The sequence below is a fragment of the Streptomyces sp. NPDC111606 genome (assembly GCF_055656945.1).
The window spans coordinates 308,914-328,081 of record NZ_JBVKBY010000009.1 but is presented as its reverse complement, the minus strand read 5'-3'; the positions used below and the strand labels follow the sequence as shown (position 1 = coordinate 328,081).

Sequence of the window (19,168 nt, the reverse complement as noted above, 5' to 3'; positions counted from 1 at the left end):
CGCCTTCGGTGCGTCGAGCGGTCCGCAGGAGCGCCGCGCATCCATGGGGACGCATTGTCAGTGGCAGGCGCAACAATGCGGTCCAGCAAGATCAACGTTGGGTTCGGAACGAGGCGCGCGCTGTCCGTCCTCCACCCTGGAAAGGCCGTACAGATGCCCCTCGCGACCTCCCGCGCCTCGTACTCCGTCGCGGACACCGACTCCGCGGCCGACACGGTTCACCCTGCGCGCCGCGGCGAACCCGACCGGCTCGGGCGGGCGTCCCGTACGGACCTTGCCCGCCTGAGTGCACCCTTCCCACTGCACCCGCCCAGATCCACGGTGCCGCTCGACGCCCTCGCTTCCGAGGTGCTGCGCATCGTGTCCGACTCCCGCACACCCGTCTTCGTGACCGTCCACGAGGGCGGACGAACCCGCTACGGCTACTGGCGCCCGGTCGACTCCGCCACCGGCAGAGGCGGCTGCTACGTCGCCCTGCCCACCGACGTGTGCGACAAGCTGCGTTCCGGCGGACGCATCGAACTGGGCGAGCCCGTCACCGATCCGTCCAAGACCACCTACCGGATCAGGCCCGCCCGTGCGCGCGCGAAGACCGGACGCCCTGAAGGCAGTGCAGCGTGACTCGTGACCGGGTGACCGGCTGAAGCCGTCGCACTGCCCCGCCGCATCCCCAGGAAGAGAGCCCGATCCGGGCAGGCGCGCCGCCCGACTGAACGGCGGTGCGGAGACTAGGGCTTGGGGATCCAGATCCTGGTGTATTCCTCATGGAACGGCTCGGTGTCCCTGTACGTCTCCTCCCTGCCGACCACGATCACGGTGTCGTCGTGCCGCAGTACATGGCGCAGCTCGATCGCCGCGGTGGAGGAGGCCAAATCATTGTCGGCGGCGGCCAGTTCGGACCACGTCCGTCCGTCCCGTGAGGTCCAGATGGCCCCGACGGTCCGCTTCCCGTCCGGGAGGTTCGCCGCGCCCACGCCGATCAGCGTTCCGTCGGCGTCCACCACGCTCGACAGGCGTTGCTCGGTGAGCGGTACGGCGGTCGGATCGGGGAGCTGTCCCGTCCTGAAACGACCGGTCTTCTTCCAGGAGTCGTCGGAGCTCCGCGTCCAGCATGCGGGTGGGCCGTGCACGTCGTAGGGGGATTCCAACGTGTCCATGGCGCGCGTGCGTTCAGGTGTCGCGACCGTGGCGCCGCAGATCAGCGGGGAGTCCTGGTAGGTCAGGGCCGCCGTCGGCCACAGCGCACCGGGGAGCCGATCCGCCATCGACGTCCAGGCGCCGCTGCCGTCACGTGAGGTCCACGCGGCGGGCGAGTAGACGGATGCGGGGGTGTCGTCGGGCGAGGCCGCGGGCGGCGGCGGATCCTGTCGGTAGCCGGCAGTCATCACCTGGTCGTCGAGGGAGAAGACACCGAGTTCGAAGAGTTCTGTCTCCTGACGCGGAAGGGGTTGTGCGATTTGCCCCCAGGTCCAGCCGTCCACGGAGGCCCAGATCTCCACGTCGGTGTCCGCGCCCTGGTCGGGGTTGTCCGTCGGCTGGATGAGGGCGACGACACCTGTATCGGTGCCGGCCGCGCCGTGCAGGATTCCCGCAGGCGGCGGTGTGCCGCGGCCCGGCCCCGCGGCGGGCGTCCACCGTCGGCCGTCCTTCGACGTCCAGACCTGAGTGGTCTGCCGACCCGAGGCCACGAGAAAGCCGCCCTTGCCGGACATGGCGACGGCCCCGATCGCGTCGAGGTCGTCGTTGCGGCCCGCCGGTCCCAGATCGGCCGCCTGCCACGTGCGGCCGTCGGACGACACGAAAGCCTTGGGCAGCAGCCGGAATCCGAGTTCCGCCGAGGGATCCTCCTCGCTCGCCATGCCGGCGATGACGAATCCGTACGGGGTCGCCGTCGCGGCACGCGTCTCGAAACCCTCGGGAAGCCGGGTGCCCGACACCTGCGCCCACGAGTCGTAGGTGCGCCCCTCGGGACGGTCGTCGGACCAGGGGCCGGCCAGGACAACGATCACCACAGCCGCCACAACCATGACAGCCGGCACCGCGATCACCCGGAGGCCGGGCCCGGGGCGGCTCATGGCGTCGTCCCCGTCGCCGCAGACGCGCCGGATGCTGCGGTGGGCGCCGGCGCGCAGTCCTCGCAGCGGGCATCGGGCCGCCATTGGCGGCGCTCGCTGTCGTAGCTGTACGACGGGGAGTCCGCGACGGACGTGGTGCGGAACGGTTCGCCGTGGTCGGAGACCGTCGTTTCCCGGCGCTCGCCGCCGTCGATCCAGTCCAGGTGGAGGACCCAGTCGCAGTCGCACGTACGCGTGTCCACCCGGATCCAGAATTGCTCGGGGTCCCCCTCGGAGACCTTGAACGGGAACGTGACGGAGTGGTCCTGCCCCTGCCCGGCAGGCTCCGCGCCGCCTTCTTCTCCGGTCACGTCGGTCTCACGGGCCGGGGCAAGCAGCGGGTTCGGTTTGTCGAGGTCCAGTACGAAGGAGCGATAGCTGAAGGAGCCGCATCCCTCGGCCGGTGGTTCGAAGGTCCCGGCGATCGGGCTCCTGCGGGCGACCACCTCGACGCGAGCCCCTGTGAGCACGACGGCCGCCGCCGACGGGCTCTGCACGGTCACCACCAGGACGTTCCCGCGGGCGATGACACCAGTGGCGGCGAGGTCGCCGGGTGGCCCCAGCCTGCTCGGCCGTACCGGCTGAACTCTGCCCTTCCCGGCCTCGCACCCGTTCATGGGATCGCGCCACGTCGCGTCCCATGCCACCGCGGACTGTGCCGAAGGATCGCCGCCGAACAGGCCCATGACGCCCGAGACCAAGTGCGCGCCGAAGCCCGAGATGACGGCGGTCCCGAGCGCGGCACCTGCCGCGACCGCGATGCCCACCAGACGGGCGCGCCTGGTGCGGGGGCGGCCGTCCTCGCCGTCCTCCTCGTCGTCCGCATCACCCGACGCCGGATTGCCCGACGCCGGTTCACCGGGTGGCGCACCAGCGGAAGGCGGATCGGTCGATGGAGGAACGGGGGCAGATGGCTCCGGCCCCGCCGAATCGGGCTGTGGCGTCGGGCGGTTGGCGGACGCGGGCCCGGACCCGGAACCAGTGCCGCCCGACAGCGGGTTGGGCGGATTCGGCGGGTCCACCGACGGTCGACCGGGATCGTTGCGTGCCAAAGTTACTTCCCCCCGAAGCGGCTCGGCGTCGTCGCAGAGCGTGCGCATAGCATGGCACGGAGTGAATGTGTCGCCGCAGGAAATCGCGTGAACGGGCATGGCCGGAAGGCGAGTTGCTTCCACCAGCCCCATACGTGTCATCCGGGCCCGCTTCGGCCGGAGTGATCACGGCACCTGACTCCCCGAAGCCGAACCGCAAGAGCAGGCACGCCCCAAGCGATCACGCGTGCCAACCGCGCCCGTACAGACCCCGAGCTGCCGCCCGCCCGAAGGATCCCGTCGCTGGCGTCGGTGGCCCGACCGGCGCCCACGGTTGCTTCCCGGCCCACCCCGACCCTAGGATGAATGCGCTTTCATTCACGTGTCGGCGCATCGCACGACCAGCACGGAACGGGGGATCGATCATGAAGGGCGCCGCATTGTGAGCGCCACACCCACGGTGTACGACGTCGCCGAGCGCTCCGGCGTGTCCATCGCCACCGTGTCCAGGGTGTACCGCAACCCCGACTCCGTGCGGGTCGCCACCCGTGAGCGAGTCCTCGCCGCAGCCCGGGAACTGGGATACGTACCCAGCGGCAACGCGCGTGGTCTCGCCAGCCGTTCCACCGGCGTCCTCGGCCTGTGCTTCCCCGACTACGCGGACCCGGACACCGCGGACATCGAGGACGACGACGCGGCGATGCTCTACTCGGACCAGATCATCCGGGGCATGGAACGCGCGGCCCGCCGCCACGGCTACGCCCTGTTGATCGCCGCATCGCTCGAAGGCGGCCCGGAGAGCCTCGTCGCCAAGGTGGCCGGCCGGGTCGACGGCTTCGCGGTGCTCGCGCGGACCGTGCCGACCGAGGAGCTGGAGGTGATCTCCCGGCGCCAACCGGTCGTCATGCTCGCCGGCCCACGCGCGGATCCGTCCCTGGACCACCTCGACCATGTCGAAGTGGCCAACGAAGACGGCCAGTACGAGCTGACCCGACACCTCCTGGACGATCACGGACTGCGCCGCCTCGCCTATGTCGGGGTCGACGACACGTCGCCCGACGTGGAGGCCCGATTCCGGGGCTTTCGCCGGGCGTGCGCGGAGGCCGGGGTCGACACCGGGGAAAAACCCGCGCTGCGCATGCCGATGATGACGCAGGCGGAGGGCGCCCGAGCCGCGGATCTGCTCTGCGAGGCGAGCGGCGAGCGGCCCGAGGCCTTCGTGTTCGCCAACGACCAGATGGCCGTGGGCGCACTCCAGGCGCTCGAACGTGGTGGTGTGCGAGTGCCGGACGAGGTGGTCGTCACCGGATTCGACGGCATCCCCCTCAGCCGCATCGTCCGCCCCTCCCTGACCACGGTGCGCCAGCCGATGGTGCGCCTGGGGGAGGCGGCCGCCGAACTGCTGATCGGACGCCTGCGCGGCGAGAGCAGCGCGGAGCCGGTGTCCCTGGTACTTCCGGTGAGCCTGGCCCGCCGGGCGAGCTGCGGGTGTTCGGATGCGGGGTCGGGGACGTTCGGGGCCGTCTGAAGGTGACGTCGTCTGGAGGCGGTGCCGCGTGGCGGTGGTGTGGCTCGGAATGGCGTGGCAGGAAAGCCCCGTTCACCTGGACCCGGATCCTCCGGCGGCCTCGTTCCCGCCCAGACCGAGCCCCTTTGATAGACATGCGCAATCAACGCAGCGCCGTTGAGGAGGTGTCAACCTGCTCAAGCAGTTGCGCGGCCCAGCCACGCGACTGGACTGCTTGGGGAATTGAGGCGGCTTTCAAAGGTGCACGCCCCAGCCCAGCGTGACAGCATCCCGGCCATGGCCATCGCACACCCTAACGGCGACTATACGATCACCAGGATGTACTCCGTGCCCGATGACGCCTGGTACCTGGAACTGGACCATACGGCCGGGCAACGGAATCTCGTGATCGCGATCATCCCTGATGAGGACCCGGCAAGGGATCCCACATTGTGCTTCAACGCTCGGGGGCCACACCTGGACGTCCCGTACGAGGTCATGCGCTGGTTCATGGACCAGGTCGAGGAGGAGATCCGCACCTCTCGTGCCTGGATGCTTCTGAGGCCCGAACTCGTCGAGATCATCTACCAACTGCGGCAGGAACACATGGGCGCTGTCGACGATGACGCTTTCGGGCACGTCCTGGCGGAAGTTCGCACCGCAGTCTCCGACGCGGACCTCCCTGCAGTTCTCGAGGCTGCCTTCGGGCGGAACCCCGACGGCACCACCATCGACCATGTCCAAGCGCCCCAGCCGGCAGACGGCCAAGGAGGCAAGCTCTAGGCGGATAAGCCGAGCCGTCGGCGAAAGAAGCCAGCTGTAACGCGGTTACACCTCGCCGTCATGTCTGCAGCGGCCCGCTCCCATTGCCGTGTCCGGCCCGCTCAAGCGCCCCGTGGGTCGCGAACTGTCCGGGTGGCGGTACGGAGGAGAATCGACAGAGCAGAGGCATCAGCATGAAGGACCTGTGAGCGCGTGACGCCGTCGCCGCCTCCAAGTTGACGAGGACCCCACGGCTTCCGTATGCACACGGACATGGCTGCGCACCGATGCCGATGCCGATGCCGATGCCGGAGAGCTCTCAGATGCAGCGAGTGATTGCGGAAGCGGGGCACGGTGAGCAGGTCGCTGCCACGAACCGGTCGTCCGGAGGCGTCGCGCGCCCCGATCCCCCCGCCGAAGCTCTCCCGAGCAGGCCGAGGCGGCGTCGAGCAGGCCACCGGCACCGGTCCCGGTAGCCCGTCGCGGCGCCTAACAGGGCGACTACCCGGTCGCCGAGGACAGGCGCGGCGGGATCCGACGCGGCCGAGTTCCGCGAGCCCGCGCGAGCGCCGCAGCACCGTCGCTCATCCGCGCAGCTGCAGCGGGCGCCGGCGATACGCCCGCTCCTCTCCGTCATCCACGCGGCATCCCGAGCCACGCCCGATCGCGAAGCCATGACCAGTGGGCCCGTCGACCGGTAGCACCAGCAAAGCCGTGCAGCGCGCTCGCCGAACGGGCCGTAGGAGATCTCCCGCACCTGACAGCCATAGCGTTCCCCGACGAACCGGCCGTCGGACACCGCCTCGGCGGTCGCACCAGAAGGCGTCGAAGCCGGACGGCGCGGCAGGCGCACCGATGACCAGCAGGTCATTTGGGGTATGGCCGTGCCAGGGGCCCAAAGCCAAGGGCGGCCGGCGGGCGGCGCACGGCACCCGCAATCACCCCACACGAGCCGCACCGTCGGGCGCCTGGGCGGATGCACGGACAGCGGCATCGGTCACAGATCCTTTCACTATGCATTGATCCGCTTTACGTTGCTGTCGCACCGGTCGGTCACGCAAGGCCTCGTGTCACCCGTGCCCCGCGGACCGTCCGCAGGGTGTCGCGCTCGTTACCGGAGTGTGACCGTGGCCCCTCTTGCCAGGCCCCGAAGCGCTGCAACAGAGTGATGTATGCGCTTACAGGCAGCGCATACATTTTTCATCAGAGCTCAAGGAGGAGCCCTCCATGAACCGCGCCGCCGTAACCGGGTCGCTCGCCCTCACCCTGGCGTCTGCGCTCACCCTCACCGCCTGTGGCGGCTCGGGTGGTGCGGGCGTGGCAGCCGATGCCGAGCAGACCCTGACCGTCTGGGCCATGGGCACGGAAGGCGAGAAGCTCGGCGACGTCGCCAAGGAGTACGAGAGGACGCACTCCAACATCACCGTCAAGGTCACGCCGATCGGCTGGGACGTCGCGCACCAGAAGCTGGTCGCCGCAGCCGCCGCCGGGAAGCTGCCCGACGTGGTGCAGATGGGCGGGACCTACCTGGGCGAGTTCGCCGACATGGGCGTCCTGGAACCGGTCGACACCAAGACGTTCAAGGAGGACGACTTCTTCCCGGCCGCCTGGCAGCAGGGCGAATACGACGGCACCGCCTACGGCGTCCCCTGGTACGTGGACACCCGCGTGCTGTTCTACCGCACCGACCTCGCCGCCAAGGCCGGCATCAAGAAGGCCCCGGCCACCATGGCCGAGCTCCGGAGCGCGGCGAAGGCCTACCAGGAGAAGGCAGGCTCCAAGTGGGGCCTGTCCATACAGCCCCGCGGCCTGGACACCGTGCAGAGCTTCTACCCGTTCCTGTACTCGGCCGGCGGCGCCATCATCGACGACGACGGCAAGGCCGTCGTGAACTCGTCCTCCGCCGTCAAGGCGCTGGAGAACTACGGCAGCTTCTTCAGCAAGGACCTCAGCGACAAGTCCGTCCAGCCCGGCTACGACGTGACCAAGGACTTCAACACCGGCTCCGTGCCGATGTTCTTCGGCGGCCCGTGGATCACGAGCCTCCTCGACGAGAACTACCCCGACATCAAGGGCAAGTGGGCCATCGCCCCCGTTCCCGCCGACCAGTCCTCCATCTCCATGGCCGGCGGCTCCAGCCTCGCCGTGTCCGCCGACAGTGACCACAAGGCCGCGGCCAAGGAGTTCGTCTCCTACCTCACCGACGCCAAGGGCCAGGCCGACTGGTTCGAGCGCACCAAGGACCTGCCCGCCAACACGGCCGCCTGGAAGTCCGGCGACCTGGCCACCGACCCCACCCTCCAGATCTGGCGCAAGCAGATGGACACCGCCGAGAGCACTCCCTCCCAGCCCAGGCTGACCGAGATCACCTCCAAGGTCGACGCGGCCATCGAGTCGGTCACCCAGGGCAAGTCCGGCGCGAAGGCAGCCCTGGACAAGGCCCAGTCCGAGATCGAAGGCCTCGTGCAGTAAGAGAGCGTGCCCCCCTCATGTCCCTCACGACTTCACCGGCCGCACCCCACGCGGCCGTCGACAAAAGCCCCGAGCCCGGCACACCTTCGCCCCGCGGGCGCCGCTCCCTGAGCAGACACAACCTGACCGGATGGCTGTTCTCCACACCTTTCCTGGTGCTGTTCGGCCTGTTCATGCTCTTCCCGATCGTCGCCACGCTCCTGATGAGCTTCACCGACTTCGGTGCCCGCAACGTCACTCGCCCCTTGGAGGCGGAGTTCGTCGGCCTGGACAACTACACCCGGCTGTTCCAGGACGACACCTTCCTCAAGGCCCTGTTCAACACCGCCTACTTCGTCGTCGTCGGCGTGCCCGCGACGATCGTCCTGGGGCTCCTCGCGGCGATCCTGCTGAACAACGGCATCGACCGCGCACGCACGTTCTTCCGGATCGGCTTCTACGCCCCCGTCGTCACGACCATCGTGGCTGTGGCCATCGTCTGGCGGTTCGTGCTCGACCCCTCCGACGGTCTCATCGCCTCCCTCGCCTCCGAAGCCGGCCTCAGGGCGCCGGACTTCCTCGGTTCCGAGACCTGGGCCATGCCCTCCCTGATCTCCATGGCCGTCTGGCGCAACCTCGGCACCGTGATGGTGCTGTGCATCGCCGGCCTGCAGGCGATCCCGGCCGAGGTCCGCGAGGCCGCCCGCCTGGACGGCGCGGGTGCGTGGCAGGAACTGCGCCGCATCACCGTCCCCCTGCTGCGGCCCACACTGCTGTACGCCACCGTCATCACCTCCATCGGCTACCTCAACGTCTTCGAGGAACCGTTCGTGATGACCCAGGGCGGCCCGTCCGACTCCACCCTGACGGTCTCGCTCGACATGTACCGCGAGGGCTTCAACTTCTTCCACATGGGCTACGCCAGCGCCATGGCGTACGTCCTGTTCGTCGTGATCATGGGCATCACGGTGCTCCAGCTCCGCCTGCTGAAGGACAACACCCGATGACCGCCGAGACAGCCGTCAAGGCACACCGCCCGCGCCGCACCGGACGCGTGCGCAAACCGCTGCTCTACACCGTCGCCTCGGTGGGCCTGCTGGTGATGGCCGCCCCGTTCCTGTGGATGGTGCTGTCGGCGTTCAAGAGCCGGCAGGACCTCATGGCGAGCCCACCCGTGTGGATCCCCACCCACTGGACCCTGGAGAACTTCACCGCTCTCCTCGACCAGCTCGACATGCCGAGGTACTTCCTCAACTCGCTGATCGTGGCCGTCCTGGTGACCGTCAGCAACCTGCTGTTCTGCTCGATGCTCGGCTACGCGCTGGCCAAGCTCGACTTCACCGGACGCTCCAAGGTCTTCGGCGTGGTCCTGGCGGCGCTCATGGTCCCCGGCAACCTCATGATCCTGCCGCTGTACGTGCTGATGAACGGCATGGGCCTGATCGACACGTACGCCGGTCTCGTCCTGCCGTTCGCCGCGGGCGCCTTCGGGGTGTTCCTGATGCGGCAGTTCATGCTCCAGGTCCCCGACGAACTGCTGGAGGCGGCCCGCCTGGACGGCGCGGGGGAGTGGTACATCTTCTGGCGGATCGTGGTGCCCCTGGTCAAGCCGGCTCTCGCCACGCTGACGATCTTCACGTTCCTCGGCTCCTGGAACAACTTCATCTGGCCCCTGATCGCCACCAACGACCCCGACAAGTACACCCTGCCGGTGGCTCTGGCGACCTTCGCCAACGATCCCAACCGTACGGTCGCCGGTGGCAACGGCATGCTGATGGCCGGCTCCCTGCTCGTGGTCCTTCCGGTCCTGTTCGTCTTCGCCGTCCTGCAACGGCACTTCACCCAAGGCATCGCCACAGCAGGCCTCAAGTAGGCGCACCAGCACGTCAGACCCCGGCCCTCGCCTCGACGGCCTCGGGGCGCCAAGCCCACGCCCCACGGCCGCGGGCCCGGGCCCGGGCCGCCATGCCCGCACACCCCCACCCCCACTACCGGAAAGACAGCGACACACGATGACGTACCGCACCACGCCCTTCCCCGACGGCTTCCTGTGGGGTGCATCCACCGCCGGTCACCAGATCGAGGGGAACAACGTCAACAGCGACTGGTGGCGCAAGGAGCACGATCCGGCGGCCGGCATCGAACAACCCAGCCTCGACGCCTGCGACAGCTACCACCGCTGGGACGAGGACATGGACCTCCTCGCCGAACTCGGCTTCACCGACTACCGCTTCGGCATCGAGTGGTCCCGCATCGAACCCGTCCCCGGCACCTTCTCCCACGCCGAGATCGCCCACTACCGCCGCATGGTCGAAGGTGCCCTCGCCCGCGGGCTGCGCCCGATGCTGACCCTGCACCACTTCACGGTCCCGCAGTGGTTCGAGGACCTCGGCGGCTGGACCGCGGACGGCGCCGTCGACCACTTCGTCCGCTACGTCGAGCACTGCGCGCCGATCATCGCCGACGGTGTGCCGTACGTGTGCACCATCAACGAGCCCAACATGATCGCCGTCATGGCCGGTGCCGCGAAAGCCGGCGACCAGGGATTCCCGCCGGCCGGCCTGCCCACCCCGGACGAGGAGACCACCCACGCGATCATCGCCGCGCACCACGCGGCCGTGAAGGCGTTGCGCGGCCGGCACCCCGCCATCAAGGTCGGCTGGACCGTCGCCAACCAGGTGTACCAGGCGCTGCCCGGCGCCGAGCAGGTCACCGCCGACTACCGTCACCCCCGCGAGGACGTCTTCATCGAGGCCGCCCGTGGGGACGACTGGATCGGCGTGCAGTCCTACACCCGCACCAAGATCGGCACCGACGGCCCGATCCCCGCCCCCGAGGACGCCGAACGCACCCTCACGCAGTGGGAGTACTACCCGACCGCCGTCGGCCACGCCCTGCGCCACACCGCCGACGTCATCGGCGACGACACCCCGCTGATCGTCACCGAGAACGGCATCGCCACCGCCGACGACAGCCGCCGCGTCGACTACTACACCGGCGCCCTCGACGCGGTCGCCGCCTGCCGCGACGACGGCCTCAACATCCAGGGCTACCTGGCCTGGAGCGCCCTGGACAACTACGAATGGGGCTCCTACAAGCCCACCTTCGGCCTCATCGCCGTGGACCCCGACACCTTCGCGCGCACGGCCAAGCCGTCCGCCGCCTGGCTCGGCGCCCTCGGCCGCGAGCGCACCCTGCCCCGCATCGGCGGCTGAACCACCAGGACGGGCGAGGGCCGGCCGGCCCCTGACACCGGCCGGCCCCCGCCACACCCCCCTCTGTACGACCCTCGGCACGCCCCTGCACCACCGCACCCGCACACCCGTCCGCCCACGCAAGGGAGCCAGTCCCGATGAACCGTCGAAGCTTCCTGACCGCCGCCACCGCCACCACCGCTACGGCCGTCACCTGCGCGACCCCGTTCACCGCCCACGCCGCCCCCGCATCCCGCTCCACCACCGACCGCCGCCTGCTGCACGAGTGGTTCACCGCGACATACCGCTCCATGGAGGCCATGACGACCGAACTCGGCCTGGCCGCCGACAAGATCGACGTCAGCGGCAGCGGCACCCCGGTGCCCTCGGCACAGACCTCGCCCACGAACATCGGCTGCGGCCTGTGGTCCACCGTCGCCGCCGCCGGACTCGGCGTCATCTCCGGGACGACCATGCGCCGCCGCCTCGACCGCGCACTGAGCGCCGTCGAGCGACTGGAACGCGCCCACGGGTTCTGGTTCAACTGGTACGACGCCCACGACGGCTCACTGCTGACGACCTGGCCCGAGACCGGCGACCCGATACGCCCGTTCCTGTCCACCGTCGACAACGCCTGGCTGGTGACCGGCCTGCGCATCGCCGCCCACGCCGACCCCGCCCTGCGCTCACGCGTCGGCGCGCTCCTCGCCGACGCGGACTGGTCGTACTACCACACGCCCTACGACCCGGCCGATCCCGTCGCCGGGCCCGGCCAACTGCGCGGCGGTTACTGGCCGGACAAGCCCGGCAAGGGCGAACCCACCGCCCACCACTACGGCGCCCTCAACACCGAGCCCCGGATGGCCAGTTACCTCGGCATCGCCGACGGCTCGCTGCCCACCGACCACTACTGGCACCTCTTCCGCACCCTGCTGCCCGGCGCGGGCCAGGAACAGGAACCCGAGGGCGAGTACGTCGAGATCGACGGCGTACGGGTGTGGGAGGGCCACTACACCTACCGGGGCCGCGACCTCGTCCCCACCTGGGGCGGCTCGATGTTCGAGGCGCTGATGGTCCCGCTCTTCGTGCCCGAGGCCGAGTGGTCCCCGAACTCCTGGGGAACCACGCACGAGCGCTTCGTCCGCAGCCAGATCGAACACGGCCTGGACGAGCAGGGATACGGCTACTGGGGCTTCTCCCCGGCCTCGATTCCCGAGGGCGGCTACCGCGAGTACGGCGTCGATGCCATCGGTATGCAGGAGGACGGCTACCACTCGCTCGGAGTCGTCACCCCGCACGCCAACTTCCTCGCTCTTCCCCAGGCGCCCACCGAGGCCGTCGCCAACCTCCGCGGCCTGGACCGCGCCTTCGGCGCCTACGACGACCGCTACGGCTTCCGTGACTCGGTCGACGTCACCACCGGCCGCGTCAGCGACTTCGTCCTCGCCCTCGACCAGGGCATGATCACCGCGGCACTGGCCCAGCACCTGCGGCCCGGCCTGCTCCAAGCCCCCTTCCGCACGGGCGGTTTCAGCGGCCGAGTGCGGCCGCTGCTGCGCAAGGAGCGGTTCTCGATCTGAGCCGAGAATCCCCCTGCTAGGGTGCGCCGATGTCGTCGATCAAGCAGTTCCAAGTCACCTTTGACTGCGCGGAACCTGAGCGTGTCGCTCGCTTTTGGTGCGAGGTGCTGGGGTACGTCCTGCCGAAGCCGCCGGAGGGGTTCGCCTCCTGGGACGATTACCACCGCTCCCTGCCTGCGGAGGATCGGGGTGCATGGGCCGCCTGCAGTGATCCCTCAGGTGTCGGCCCGCGACTGTTCTTTCAGCGCGTTCCCGAAGGCAAGGTCGTCAAGAATCGGGTTCATCTCGACGTGCGGGTCGGCACCGGGCTCGTGGGTGAGGAGCGCCTCGCCGCGCTCGAGGCCGAGTGCGCGCGCCTGATCCCGCTCGGCGCGGTACGCGTGCAGCTGCTGCCTGCCGATGACGAGAACGAGTCGTGCATCGTGATGCAGGACGTCGAGGGCAACGAGTTCTGTCTCGACTGAGCACCCTCCGAATCGGGAATGCCGGCTTGGGTGAATGGCTATTCACCAGCTATGGTGAATAGCCATTCACCCGCTGCCTCGCCAGGCGCTGCCCGCTGGAGTGCCGATGGACCGGACCGCCGCGATACACAAGCCGCCCTGCGTGAGCACCCTCCGCGACCGGCTCGCCGTGCCGGTGCTCGCGTTCGGCGGCATCCTCATGGCCGTCATGCAGACCGTGGTCGTGCCCCTGCTGCCCGACCTGCCCCGGCTGACCGGCGCCTCGGCGGGCACGGTCTCGTGGATGGTCACTGCCACCCTGCTGTCCGGCGCGGTCCTCACCCCGGTACTGGGTCGGGCCGGCGACATGTACGGCAAGCGGCGGGTCCTGATGTCGGCTCTGGGGCTGATGACCCTGGGCTCGGTCGTGTGTGCCCTGACCTCCGACATCGGCGTGCTGATCGCCGCCCGGACGCTGTCCGGAGCAGCCGCCGCGGTCGTCCCGCTGTCCATCAGCATCCTGCGCGACGAGCTGCCGCCGGAGCGTCGGGGATCGGCCGTGGCGCTGATGAGTGCCACCGTCGGCATCGGCGCCGCGCTGGGCCTGCCGCTGGCAGCCGTGATCGTGCAGTACGCGAACTGGCACACCATGTTCTGGGTGACCAGTGCCCTCGGCGTGGCGGGCGTGACGCTGGTCCGGTGGGCGGTGCGGGAATCGCCGGTGCGGCAGCCGGGCCGGTTCGACGTCTCCGGCACGCTGGGCCTGGCCGTCGGGCTGGTGTGCCTGCTGCTGGGGGTGTCGCAGGGCGGGCAGTGGGGCTGGGGCAGCGCACGGGTCGTAGGCCTGTTCGCCGGGGCCGTCGTCGTGCTCGCCCTGTGGTGCAGGCAGCAGCTGCGGACGAAGGAGCCGCTGGTGGACCTGCGGCTGGTGGCCGAGCCCAGGGTCGGCCTGTCCCATGTGGCCGCCCTGCTCGCCGGTTTCGCGTTCTACGCCAACACCCTGGTCACCGCCCAGCTGGTGCAGGCCCCCAAGGCCACCGGGTACGGACTGGGTCTGTCCATCGTCGCCACCGGCATGTGTCTGCTGCCCAGCGGTGTCGTCATGCTCCTGCTGTCGCCCGTCTCCGCCCGGATCTCCGCCGCACGCGGGCCGCGCATCACGCTCGCGCTCGGGGCCGCAGTGATCGCCGCCGGTTACGCGGTCCGTATCGCCGACAGCCGCGACCTGTGGATGATCATCACGGGGGCCACGATCGTCGCCACCGGAACCACCCTCGCCTACTCGGCGCTGCCCACGCTCATCCTGCGAGCCGTGCCGGCCGAGCAGACCGCCTCCGCCAACGGCGTCAACGTCCTGATGCGGACGATCGGCCAGGCCGGCTCCAGCGCGGCCGTGGCCGCCGTCCTCGTGCACCACACCGGCGTGGTCGGTGGCGCGCCGGTGCCCACCCTGCACGGCTACCAGCTGGCGTTCGCGACAGCGGGCGTGGTCGCCCTCGGGGCCGCGGCCGCGGCGCTGTGCATCCCCGGCGACCCCGCACAGGCGGTCACGGATGGGCCGGAGCGAACCGGCGACAGCCCCCGGGGCGCGCGCGACGAGGCGATGGAGGGAGCATGAGTGCCGTGAGCACTCCACCCGTCACGCCCGCACCGGCCCGCAGGGACGCCGAGTCGACCAGGGCGGCCATCCTCCGGGCGGCCCGCCATCTGCTGGCCCGGCACGCCCACGCCGACATCACGCTCAAGGCTGTCGCCGACCGTGCCGGGGTGAGCCCGCCGCTGATCCTGAAGTACTTCGGCAACAAGGACACGCTGTTCGCCCAGGTCATGTCCTTCGAGGCCGACGCCGACGCCTTGCTGGCCGCACCTCTTACCGAACTCGGCCCGCACATGGTCCGGCACGTGCTGGTCAGCCAGTCCGAGCAGGGCGCCGACCCGCTGCTGCGGATCGTGTTCGCGCCCCTGCACGGTGAGCAGGGCGACATCCTGCGCGCCAACTTCCGCACCCAGGTCACCGACCGCATCACCGCCCGCCTCACCGGCCCCGACGCGGGCCTGCGCGCCGAACTGGCCGTTGCCACCCTGCTGGGCCTGGGCGTGATGTACGGCATCGCCCGCGGCACCGAGGTGCGTGCGAGCACGGTCGACGCCTTGGTCGACCGGTACGCGCCGGCTGTGCAGGCGTATCTCACGCCCTGAGCGCCTTGCCATCAGTCCATGGCTGTGGCTCCCCGGTCGGTGAGGGTGCGATCGAGGAGGGGCAGCAGGCGGTCCCAATGCCGCTGCAGCGCACCGGGGTTGAAGGCGTCCGTGTCGGACATGGTGAAGCCGTGGACGGTGCCGGGATAGATCTCCGAGGTGTGGTCGACACCCGCTGCGTCCAGGGCCCGGTTGAGCTCGCCGAGCGCCTCGGGCGTCATATCGGTCTCGGCGTGGCCGAGGTGGACCCGGGCGGTGAGCGGCGAGAGGAGACGGCGCAGGCTGTCGGGCCCGTCGGCGCCCACGGGGCCGTGGAATCCGGCGACGGCGGCCACCTGGTCGGGATGGGCGGCGGCGGTGCGCATCGCCAGGAGGCCGCCGATGCAGTAGCCGGTGACCGCCACCGGTCCGGCGGCCACCTCGGGCTGGGCGGTGAGGAACCTGAGAAAGGCATCCGCGTCGCTGAGGACACGGTCGGTGGTGTGCGCCTCGATCAGAGGCATCAGCTGGGCGAAGACCGCAGGCCGGGCCTCTTCACCGATGTACTCGGGAAGCTCGATCACCGGCGCCGGCCCGTGCCGGTAGAAGAAGTTGGGAACAAGCACGTAGTACCCGTGTCCGGCCAGTTCGCAGGCCATCTCCCGCAGCACGGGCCGGATGCCGAAGCCGTCCGCGTACATCAGCACCCCTGGGTGCCGCTCGCCACGGTCGGGGCAGGCGGCGAAAGCGTCGGCCCGGCCGTCCGCGGTCGGAATGTGCAACAGCTTGGTGAGCATGAGTTCTCCTGTCGTGGTCCACGTGTCGAGTGCTGATCAACACGACAGGAGGCGGAGCCCGCGCAGCAGCGCCGGATCCCCGGTCCAACAGCGGGCCGGCACCGGCCCGTTCGGCGCTCAGAGGAGCGCCGGGTCACCAATCCGTGTGTGGCGCAAGGCCGTCCCGGTAGTCATCGCCGCACAACGTAGCCCACCGGACAGGGGCGATGCCAGTGACTGGAGTGCCAATAGTGTGGCCGCATGCCTGACATGTTGAGTTCCGGGAGAACCCGCGCCGCGCTTGCCACGTCCGCACGCGTATCGGTCGAGTTGCTGTTGGTGTTCGCGACGGTTGCGGTGGCCCTGTGGGGGCTGGCCCGGATGTGGTCGGTCGTGTGGCCGGTGATAATTGCCCTGTTCCTCACCACGCTGACCTGGCCGATGACCCGTGCGCTGCGGCGGCGTGGGTGGCCCTCGGCGTTGGCCGCGTTGCTGGTGACCCTGCTGTTCCTCCTGGCCATCCTCGGCATCGTGGCGCTGATCGCGGTTCCGGTGGCGTCCCAGTCGGGCGAGTTGAGCGACGGTGTGGTCGAGGGCATCAAGAAGATGCGCGAGTGGGCAGCGGGGCCACCGCTGAACATCGGCGACGACCAGATCACGACTGCCCTGGACACCGCGGCCGCCCGCGTCCAAGGCAGCGTCGGCAGCTTGGTCAACACCGTCGCAACGGGAGTGGCCACCACGCTCAGCGGCCTGGTCACGGCCATCCTGGCGGTCTTCCTGATGTTCTTCTTCCTCAAGGACGGCCCGCGCTTCCTGCCGTGGCTCGCCCGCCAGTTGCCCGGTCGGCTCGCCAAGGACGTTCCGGTCCTGGCCGAGCGAGCCTGGGACACCTTGGGCTCGTTCATGCGGTCCCAGGCACTCGTCGGCATGCTCGACGCCGTCTTCATCGGACTCGGCCTGTGGATCCTGGACGTACCGCTGGTGCTTCCGCTGACGGTGCTGACCTTCGTCTCCGCGTTCGTGCCCATCGTGGGCGCGGTGTTCGCCGGTTTCGTCGCGTGTCTGATCGCGTTGGTGTCGAACGGTCCGACGGACGCCCTGATCGTGCTGGGGATCATCCTCGTGGTGCAGCAACTTGAGGGCAACGTCTTCCAGCCCATGATCCAGAGTCGTGGGCTCGGCCTTCACGGGGCCGTGATTCTGCTGGCGGTGACGTTGGGTGGCAGCCTGGCCGGCATCGTGGGCAGTCTTCTCGCCGTGCCGGTCACCGCGCTGATCGCGGTGATCTGGAACTACCTGCGGGAGCAACTCGCCGAGCCGCCGCAGGAGCCGGAGGCCGAGAAGTCGCCGGCTGGTGTCGCGGTCCCGGAGATGTGACACCGATCGGGCGGAGAGGTCGCAGGGCGCCCTACGCGCGCACCGGCTCCGTCACCGGTCAACCCCTGCCCGGCAGCGATCCGGTGCGAGTTCCCGCAGTCTGCTCGCCCTCGTGCGGTGGGGCCTGGTGCCCGGCGCCGGGGGCGAAGTAGTCGGCATCCTTCGGCCGCTGGGCCCCCGGGCGTGGACGGGGCGCCGGCACGAGATGGGGGATGTGCTTGGAGCAGTGCACATACGCCTCCTCCACCGTGATGTGCACCCAGAATTCGGGCCTGCGTCCAGGAGCGGTGTCCACGGGAAGGTGGGGGTAGGCGCGCCGCTGCTCCTCGTCCCGGTGGAGCCGGGCTCCGCCATTGACGTGCAGGCCGATGTGGTCATGGGCGAAGTCGACGAAGAGCAGGCCGATATGCGGGTTCTCGGTGATGTTTCCCGCACTGGCGAGGACGCCGTTGCCACGGTACTCGGGGTAGGTGAGAGTGCCGTCGTCAAGCACGGTGACGAAGCCCGGAGGGCCTGCACGGAAGGTGACGTCGCAGGCTCCGCCGGCGTCCGACGTGGACAGGAACGCCATGGTCTGGCGCCCTATGAAGTCCGCCATCTGTGGTGTCAGACGAGCCTGCACCTGGCGGTCGTAGAAGGTGGCGGCCTGGTCGGCCGTGCCGAGAAGGTGCTGCAGGCGGCGCTCGCCGACGGAGCCGGTGGACTCGTGGGTGTGGTTCACGGAACGCGTTGCCTTCCTCTTGCCTGCAACTGGGCGTGGCGCCACGGCACTCTAACGCCGGATGGAGCACGGTGTCGTGGCCGGCATACGGGCGGGGCGGCGTCTTCGCCGCCCCGCCCTGCTGAGTGTGCTGGTCAGCGGACCGTCCGGGCCGCCTTCTCGATGATGTGGGTGACGGCGTCCGGGTGGGACACGCTCACAGCGTGGGAGGACTCGATTTCCATGATCTGGGCATTGGCGCGCTTGGCCATGTAGACCTGGGCATCCCGCGGGATGATCCGGTCATTGGAGCCCACCAGAGCCCAGGAAGGGATGGTCTTCCAGGCGGGCTCACCGGACGGCTCGTTCAGGGCAGTGCCGGTCCCGGGACGCTGGGTGGCCGCCATGAGGGCAGCGGTATCCGCGGGGACATCGGCACCGAACGCCTGGTGGAACCTGGCCTGGTCGATGGAGAAGTCGAAGTCCTTGGAGCCGTCGGGCTTGGTGATCGGGACGGGACGCAGAACGTCGCCGATGACGCTGCCCTCGAACTTGCTCACCAACTCGTTGGCGCTCTCGCCCTTGTCGGGGAGGAAGGCGTCGGCGTACACAAGTGCCTTGACGTTGTCGGAGCCGTAGGCAGCGTTGCTGATCACCGCTCCGCCGTAGGAGTGCCCGACAAGCACCACCGGCCCGTCGATGCCGGCCAGCAGGTTCTTGACGGAGGCGGCGTCGCCGCTGAGGCTGCGCAGCGGATTGGCCGCGGCGATCACCGGGTAGCCGTCGTTCTTCAGCTGTTTGATGACGCCGTTCCAGCTGGAGGAGTCGGCGAATGCGCCGTGCACGAGCACGACGGTCGGCTTGGCGGCCTTTACGGGGCCGCTCCTGGCGGCGCTCGCCGGACCGGCCGACGTAGCGAAGAGGGCGGTGGCGACCGCTGCGGTGGCCATGAGGGTGAGCGGCGTGCGGGCATGCTGAAGACGCGAATGGCGGTACATGAGGAGCCCTTTCGAGGCAGAGGTGTCAGCTATTTCTGGGCATATGGGCCGAGT

The 19,168-nt window shown here is 69.6% G+C and carries 17 protein-coding genes; 12 read left to right on the top strand and 5 right to left on the bottom strand.

The features are described from left to right. Positions 1-153: 153 nt before the first annotated feature. Complete coding sequence (locus tag ACZ7M7_RS30630; RefSeq protein ID WP_472122305.1) at positions 154-621, top strand: cell envelope biogenesis protein OmpA; 468 nt, start codon at positions 154-156, stop codon at positions 619-621. A gap of 107 nt (positions 622-728) precedes the next feature. Here ACZ7M7_RS30630 and ACZ7M7_RS30625 read toward each other — a convergent pair whose 3' ends face one another. Continuing rightward, entirely contained in the window at positions 729-2,075 is a 1,347-nt protein-coding gene (locus ACZ7M7_RS30625) for a hypothetical protein (protein WP_472122302.1), read from the bottom strand. After that, positions 2,072-2,881 (bottom strand): hypothetical protein, encoded by an 810-nt coding sequence (locus tag ACZ7M7_RS30620; RefSeq protein ID WP_472122299.1) that lies wholly within the window; start codon positions 2,879-2,881, stop codon positions 2,072-2,074. The genes ACZ7M7_RS30625 and ACZ7M7_RS30620 overlap by 4 nt, the downstream gene beginning before the upstream one ends. Positions 2,882-3,587: 706 nt before the next feature. Here ACZ7M7_RS30620 and ACZ7M7_RS30615 point away from each other — a divergent pair. The 10 genes from ACZ7M7_RS30615 to ACZ7M7_RS30570 all read left to right on the top strand — a co-directional run bounded on the left by ACZ7M7_RS30615 (position 3,588) and on the right by ACZ7M7_RS30570 (position 15,281). After that, entirely contained in the window at positions 3,588-4,673 is a 1,086-nt protein-coding gene (locus ACZ7M7_RS30615; RefSeq protein WP_472122296.1) for a LacI family DNA-binding transcriptional regulator, read from the top strand. Positions 4,674-4,949: 276 nt separating this feature from the next. Continuing rightward, positions 4,950-5,435 (top strand): hypothetical protein, encoded by a 486-nt coding sequence (locus tag ACZ7M7_RS30610; RefSeq protein ID WP_472122293.1) that lies wholly within the window; start codon positions 4,950-4,952, stop codon positions 5,433-5,435. Positions 5,436-6,641: 1,206 nt separating this feature from the next. After that, positions 6,642-7,886, top strand: coding sequence for a sugar ABC transporter substrate-binding protein (locus ACZ7M7_RS30605; protein WP_472122290.1), 1,245 nt, complete (start codon positions 6,642-6,644; stop codon positions 7,884-7,886). Between the two features lie 17 nt (positions 7,887-7,903). Next, positions 7,904-8,872, top strand: coding sequence for a carbohydrate ABC transporter permease (locus ACZ7M7_RS30600; protein ID WP_472122287.1), 969 nt, complete (start codon positions 7,904-7,906; stop codon positions 8,870-8,872). Continuing rightward, on the top strand, positions 8,869-9,738 hold the full coding sequence (locus tag ACZ7M7_RS30595; RefSeq protein ID WP_472122284.1) for a carbohydrate ABC transporter permease: 870 nt from the start codon (positions 8,869-8,871) through the stop codon (positions 9,736-9,738). The genes ACZ7M7_RS30600 and ACZ7M7_RS30595 overlap by 4 nt, the downstream gene beginning before the upstream one ends. A 139-nt stretch (positions 9,739-9,877) precedes the next feature. After that, positions 9,878-11,080 (top strand): glycoside hydrolase family 1 protein, encoded by a 1,203-nt coding sequence (locus tag ACZ7M7_RS30590; protein ID WP_472122281.1) that lies wholly within the window; start codon positions 9,878-9,880, stop codon positions 11,078-11,080. 137 nt (positions 11,081-11,217) lie between these two features. After that, positions 11,218-12,639 (top strand): glucoamylase family protein, encoded by a 1,422-nt coding sequence (locus ACZ7M7_RS30585; RefSeq protein ID WP_472122279.1) that lies wholly within the window; start codon positions 11,218-11,220, stop codon positions 12,637-12,639. Between the two features lie 29 nt (positions 12,640-12,668). After that, on the top strand, positions 12,669-13,103 hold the full coding sequence (locus ACZ7M7_RS30580; protein ID WP_383598139.1) for a VOC family protein: 435 nt from the start codon (positions 12,669-12,671) through the stop codon (positions 13,101-13,103). Between the two features lie 106 nt (positions 13,104-13,209). After that, a complete protein-coding gene (locus ACZ7M7_RS30575; RefSeq protein WP_472122277.1) occupies positions 13,210-14,700 on the top strand; it encodes an MFS transporter in 1,491 nt (496 codons plus the stop codon). Continuing rightward, positions 14,697-15,281 carry a TetR/AcrR family transcriptional regulator gene (locus tag ACZ7M7_RS30570; protein ID WP_383598134.1) on the top strand — a complete coding sequence of 195 codons (585 nt, stop codon included), beginning with the start codon at positions 14,697-14,699 and terminating at the stop codon, positions 15,279-15,281. The genes ACZ7M7_RS30575 and ACZ7M7_RS30570 overlap by 4 nt, the downstream gene beginning before the upstream one ends. Positions 15,282-15,292: 11 nt before the next feature. Here the strand turns inward: ACZ7M7_RS30570 and ACZ7M7_RS30565 are convergent, their stop codons facing one another. Further along, positions 15,293-16,057, bottom strand: a complete 765-nt coding sequence (locus ACZ7M7_RS30565) for a dienelactone hydrolase family protein (RefSeq protein ID WP_472122275.1) — start codon at positions 16,055-16,057, stop codon at positions 15,293-15,295. A gap of 240 nt (positions 16,058-16,297) precedes the next feature. Here ACZ7M7_RS30565 and ACZ7M7_RS30560 point away from each other — a divergent pair, with 240 nt between their 5' ends. Continuing rightward, on the top strand, positions 16,298-17,416 hold the full coding sequence (locus tag ACZ7M7_RS30560; protein ID WP_383598128.1) for an AI-2E family transporter: 1,119 nt from the start codon (positions 16,298-16,300) through the stop codon (positions 17,414-17,416). Positions 17,417-17,474: 58 nt separating this feature from the next. Here ACZ7M7_RS30560 and ACZ7M7_RS30555 read toward each other — a convergent pair whose 3' ends face one another. Both ACZ7M7_RS30555 and ACZ7M7_RS30550 read right to left on the bottom strand, forming a co-directional pair. After that, positions 17,475-18,137, bottom strand: a complete 663-nt coding sequence (locus ACZ7M7_RS30555; protein WP_383598125.1) for a pyridoxamine 5'-phosphate oxidase family protein — start codon at positions 18,135-18,137, stop codon at positions 17,475-17,477. A 134-nt stretch (positions 18,138-18,271) separates the two neighbouring features. Next, positions 18,272-19,114, bottom strand: a complete 843-nt coding sequence (locus tag ACZ7M7_RS30550; RefSeq protein ID WP_472122272.1) for an alpha/beta fold hydrolase — start codon at positions 19,112-19,114, stop codon at positions 18,272-18,274. Positions 19,115-19,168 lie beyond the last annotated feature (54 nt).